The sequence below is a fragment of the Reinekea sp. genome (assembly GCF_982785585.1).
Map to the genome: position 1 here is coordinate 70,300 of NZ_CEYAVF010000013.1, position 5,810 is coordinate 76,109.

Consider the following 5,810-nt stretch of genomic DNA (forward strand, 5'->3'; position numbering starts at 1 on the left):
CTCAGCCAACACCGCGCGACGGCTCATTGGGCCGACCAGTCGGTAGAGACTGCCTCACCTGTCAATCTCAGGGGTACAACCTATGAAATATCTAACCGGGGGCCGCCTATGACGCCCACTTTAATCCCGCATCGGCTGCGTGGCCCAGGTCGCAGCACACTCCTAGTCACAAGTTTCACGCTGCTGGCGCTCAGCGCCACTGTCTGGGCCAACAGTAGCGTGCAGGAGCGCGAAAACCAGATCGAGCGACCCATTATAGCCAAGAATTTTGCGCTAACCGAGTCGTCGATGCCTGTGCCGGGGCTCGTTGGGCAGAATAGAGCGACCGTTGCGGCCAACCGAGACCGCTATATAATTGGCCTTGTAGACCCATCGGTGGCCCGTTACCGGGGTGGCATTGCCCCCTATGCTGCAACCAGCACCCTAGGGCAGTCGCGCTTAGACAGTCGCTCCCCGAGTGTTCGGGCCTATAACGCCTTTCTGATCGGCAACCAGGACAAGCTGTTGCAGGCGATGACGCGCGTGCTGGGTCGTGTAGTAGAACCGTTGGCGGCCTTGACGGTGGCCACAAACAGCCTAGTGCTTGAACTGACCGCGGCCGAAGCGGCGCAGGTTGCGTTGCTCAAGGGTGTCCGCAGTGTCGCACCGGACCGCCTGATTCCCTTGGCGCAAAGCCAATCACTGGGCGGCTATGCGTTAGCTGGCCCGCCGGTTGCAAGGCTTTTTTGGTCAATCGTGGCATTGGGCGTCGGCCTCTTGCTGGTGATGATTGTGATTGGCTGGCGGCGCGGCTGGCTCAGCCGAAAGCTGTCGCTGTTGGCCCTGATGGCCGCCAGTCTGGGCCTGGTCGGGTGTTTTTACGAAGGCGGTTTTCAATGGATTGGCGCGCCACAAATCTGGTACGGCTCGGCCGACTTGCCCGCGACACGCGGCGAGGGGGTTATTATTGGCGTGATCGATACCGGTATCAATCCCATTTCAGCGTCCTTTGCCGCCGTGTCCGATGATGGCTATCGGCACGTCAATCCCTTAGGCGCCCCAGTCGGGGTGTGCGATCCGGCGGCCCGCGTGTATGACCCAACCTTTCCCTGTAACGATAAGTTAATCGGTGCTTGGGGGGTGCCCTATATCAATAATGGCAGCCCGCGCGATCAAGACGGTCACGGTTCACACACCGCCGGCACCGCCGCCGGAAATCTGGTCTACCGGGCCACCGTGACCGCGCCTACGGGGTTTGCCGTGAGCAAAACCATCGCCGGTGTGGCGCCGCGCGCGAACCTAATTGCCTATTCGGTCTGTGCGCCAGAAGGCTGCTATAGCAGCGCCATTCTCTTTGCCATCAATCAAGCCATTGTCGATGGCGTCGATGTGATCAACTACTCGATCGGCGGCAGCGCCTATGATCCGTGGGACGACTCCGACTCGTTGGCGTTTCTTGCTGCCTTGGATGCCGGTATCTTCGTCGCAACCTCGGCCGGCAATTCCGGACCCGATTTTGCCACGGTGGGCAGCCCAGCCGATGCGCCTTGGTTAACCTCGGTGGCCGCCAGCTCGCACAATTATTTCTACCAGAACAGTCTGGTCGAGCTGCGCGACGCCGATGCAAATCAGCTGCCGGATATCATTGGCCAGTCGATCACACCCGGCTTCGGTCCGGCGGATCTGGTGGATGCGGCCGATTACGGCAATCCGCTCTGCTTGGCAGGTGGTTTTAGCGCGCCGTTCAATGGTGAGATAGTGCTCTGCGATGCCGGCATCATCGCCCGCGTGGCCAAGGGCCAAAATGTGCTCGACAATGGCGCAGGCGGCCTAATCCTGACGCGTCCGCCCATGTCGGCCGATGGCTCCGGCTATTTGGAAGCCGACACCCATGTCTTGCCGGCGACCCATATTACCTACGCCGATGCCGGCCGTTTACGCGCATGGTTAGGGGCTGGATCTGGCCACCGCGGCAGACTGACCGGCACAACCCAAGTGCGCGCCGAAGACTATGCCGATGTGCTCGCCTATTTCAGTTCGCGCGGCGCAAATCCAACCGCCATGAGTGTCGTAAAACCGAACATTACCGCGCCCGGCCGGGCCATCTTTGCCGCCTTTCATGAGGACTATTCCGAGGCGGAACAGGACTACAATATTATCCAGGGCACGTCGATGTCGAGCCCCCATATAGCCGGAGCCGGAGCCCTGCTGAGCGCCTTGCATCCGGACTGGACGCCGATGCAGATCCAGTCGGCGATGATGACCACCGCCAATCTAGCGCAGTTCAAAGAAGACGGTCAGACCCCGGCGGACCCCTTTGATGTGGGTGCCGGGCGCATCGATTTGCCCCGTGCCGCACGAGCCACGTTGTTATTGGACGAAAGCGTGCCCGGCTTCCTAGCCGCCGATCCCTATTTTGGTGGCAACCCGGCCCTGCTCAACTTGGCGGCCCTGGGCGACCAAGCGTGTGTGGTCGATTGCAGCTGGACCCGGACCGTGACCAATGTCGGCGCGCAAGATACTGAATGGACGAGTCGAGCCAGTGCTGCGGTTACCGTCAGCCCGGAGCGCTTTGAGCTGGCACCGGGTGCCAGCACTGAATTGACCTTTGTGGCCGATGCCGGAACCGTTGCGGTTGGCCAGTGGCTCTTCGATCAGGTTGCGCTGCAGGCTAACAGCGACGCGATACCCGATGTGCATTTTCCGGTTGCGGCCCTATCGACATTATCCAACTTGCCCAACTCGATCGAGATCAGCGCCGTGCAACCTTCCGATGTGGTGCGCCTAGAGGGTTTAAAGGCCATCGAGATTAGCGCCGCACGCATCGATATTCGTGGGCTGGCCAAAGCGACCCGCTATAACGACGCGTTGGTGTCAGACCCGACCAATGGCGACCCATTCGATGGCGGTTTCGACCCGTCAATCAGCGGTCAGGCTCTGTTTTTGCTCGATATACCGGCGGGTGCGAGTCGTTTTGTCGCCCAAATCAGTGCGTCCCAATCCGAGGATTTAGATCTGTTTGTTGGTTATGGCTCGGTGCCAGGTTTCGCTACGCTGGTCGACTATGCCGCATCGGGCAGCGCTCTGGAATATCTGAATATCGACTACCCGCCGGCCGGGCCCCTCTGGGTGGTAGTGCAAAACTGGGAGGGAGGGCACAGCAGCCCGCAGGATTTCAGCTTGCATCTGGCCGTGGTGACCGGTGACAGCGGTAATCTCACAGTGAGCGTGCCCTATAGCCAGCCCGCCGGGGAACTGTTCAGTGCCGATATTGGCTTTGTCTTACCCGGATCGCTACCCGGCGATCGCTACTATGGCTCGTTCAGTCTGGGCACCGATTCCGCCCATCCGGCGAATCTGGGGACCATCGGAGTGGATTTGGTGCGTTATTGATCCGGGGTGATTCATAGACCCTACCGATGCAAGGCAGGCAATAACCAAGGCCGCGCGAGCGGTCTTGATTATCAGTTAGAGTGGCGATTTTTTTAGTTTGCTGTCGATTAGCGGTTGACATTGACTGTCACTGTATTTTTGTCCACCGCTGCAACTGAGTTGGTTAAAAGTTGATCTATTGTGCGTTTGGCTCACAAACGACTCAAATTAGCTTTTATAAGTTATTGATATATATGTATTTTTCTGTCCCATTAGGCAGCTGTCTGATTTTGAACCAATCGCCGCACAGCTAGTGTTTAGTGGACTGTAGGAAGTTTTCAAAAGTTTATCCAGAGAGTTATCCACAGTTTTTGTGTGTAAGCCTAAGATTTAATATTGCCAAAATTTTGGCAGAAATAAGACGATAATCGTCAAATATTCCAGTCGACCCAAAACCATGGCGATCGAGAGCAGCGCCAAGCCAAGATCATTAACCGACTGAAAATTGCTGCTTAAGTCGCCAAAGGCCGGCCCCAAGACATTCAGGCAGGCGCTTACCGCACTGACTGCCGACCAGATATCGAGACCGGTCGTCATCATCAGCAACAGCGTCAAGCCGGTACTGGACAGAATAACGAAGAAGATAAAGGCTAGAGTATTGCGCACGACCGCATCGTCGACCGGCCGGCCTTGGTAGCGAATGGTAAGCACGCCATGGGGGTGGATTAGGCGTTGGATTTCCCGGCGGACCAGCTTTAAGAGTATTAGAATTCGGATGATTTTACTGCCACCTGCCGTTGAGCCGGCGCAACCGCCCAGATAGGCACTGATTAGCAGCAAAAACAACCCCGCCAGGGGCCACTCGGTGAAGTCCTCGGCGCCGAAGCCGGTGCTGGTGATAAAGGAGATGAGGATAAAAAAGGCGTGATTCAGCGTGAGTAGCGCAGACTCGGTCTGGCCGGAGAATAAGAGTACGGCAGACATCAGCAGCCCGAACGATAGGATGATCAACAGGAAGCTGCGGGCCTCTTCATTTTCTAAATACAGGCGTGGGTTCTTAATCTTGAACAGCTGAAAATGCAGCGCGAAGTTAATTGCTCCCATGAGCATAAAGAGATCCGACACCAGGTAGACCAACTCGCTGTGAAAAAAACCGAGGCTGGCATCGTGGGTCGAGAAGCCACCGGTCGAGACGGTTGAGAAGCTGTGCGCGATGGCGTCGAACCAGCTCATGCCAACCAGATAATAGGCCAAGGCACAAAGTAGAGTGATCGCACCATAGACCAGCCAAAGATAGTGGGCGGTGTTGACCGTTCGGGCCACCAGCTTGTCGTCTTTGGTCGGCCCCGGGACCTCAGCCTTGAGCAGCTTCATACCGCCGACATTGAGATGCGGCAGCACTGCGACGACAAAGATGACGATGCCGAGCCCGCCGAGCCATTGCAGAAACTGGCGATACATTAGAAAGCTGAGTGGCATGCTATCCAGATTCGACAGTACGGTGGCACCGGTCGTAGTGAGCGCGCTGAACGACTCGAAGATAGCACCGGTCGGACTGATCCCGGTTACAGACGCAATGGGAATAGCCGAGCAGAGGCCGGTTATAATCCAAGCCAGTGTGGCAAAAAGTGGTGCTATGCGCACTTGAATCACTATGGCTTGGTGTCTCACCAACAGCCACAGGAAGGATGCCAACACCCAGAGCGTCAGTCCGGGATAAAAAAATACGCGAGTTAGGTTGTCGTGGAACAGAAATAGAGACAGGTAGGCAAAGCCAACAAACAGGGTGCCGACGATCGCCAATGGCAACATAGACAAGGCAACAAGGCTGTGTAGGTAGCGACTGCGGATGACCATGGCGACTCGAGGGCAAATGCTAAGGCGCTATCATATAACAACTCGCTCGCATTCCCGGCATGATTCGCCAGAGCAATTAGCGCGGGCCTGAGTAGCAGTTCCGGTTCGCCGCGGCAGTCGATCACGCGCTGAACAGGGTGGCGCCGTGGCGTACCCTAGGTGCGAAAAATCGTTTGGATTAGATGAAAGCCGAACTGAGTCTTAACCGGCCCATGCACCACCAAAACCGGCTTGTTAAACACTACGCTATCGAACGCCTTAGCCATGGTGCCGCGTTTGAACTCGCCCAGATCGCCGCCTTTCTTACCCGATGGACAGGTCGAAAATCGCTTCGCGAGCTGACCAAAATCAGCGCCCTGATCGAGACGTTGCTTGATCGAGTCGGCTTCGGCGCGCGTTTTCACTAGGATGTGACGGGCGCAGGCATTTTTTGCGGGGGTGGCCATCGTGGCTCTCCATTTTCGAGTACTATGATTGCAGTGAGCGGGCAAACTAATAGTACAGTAGGGTGTATACCAATGCCGATAGCAGACCGGGGCAGCCGGCCACCAGCAACTTCAACGCCAGACTATTGGCCTGTAAGACCAGTTGCGGATCGGTCA

At 57.0% G+C, this 5,810-nt stretch carries 3 protein-coding genes; 1 reads left to right on the forward strand and 2 read right to left on the reverse strand.

Annotated features, from left to right (window positions below; all coding sequences use genetic code 11):
• The first annotated feature begins 108 nt into the window (after nt 1-108).
• Nucleotides 109-3,372 carry a S8 family serine peptidase gene (locus tag AC4FIC_RS07200; protein WP_490359390.1) on the forward strand — a complete coding sequence of 1,088 codons (3,264 nt, stop codon included), beginning with the start codon at nt 109-111 and terminating at the stop codon, nt 3,370-3,372.
• Between the two features lie 369 nt (nt 3,373-3,741).
• Here AC4FIC_RS07200 and AC4FIC_RS07205 read toward each other — a convergent pair whose 3' ends face one another.
• Together AC4FIC_RS07205 and AC4FIC_RS07210 are read right to left on the reverse strand one after the other, a co-directional pair.
• Complete coding sequence (locus AC4FIC_RS07205; protein WP_287418658.1) at nt 3,742-5,208, reverse strand: TrkH family potassium uptake protein; 1,467 nt, start codon at nt 5,206-5,208, stop codon at nt 3,742-3,744.
• A gap of 155 nt (nt 5,209-5,363) precedes the next feature.
• A complete protein-coding gene (locus tag AC4FIC_RS07210) occupies nt 5,364-5,654 on the reverse strand; it encodes a peptidylprolyl isomerase (protein ID WP_100255891.1) in 291 nt (96 codons plus the stop codon).
• Between the last annotated feature and the right edge of the window lie 156 nt (nt 5,655-5,810).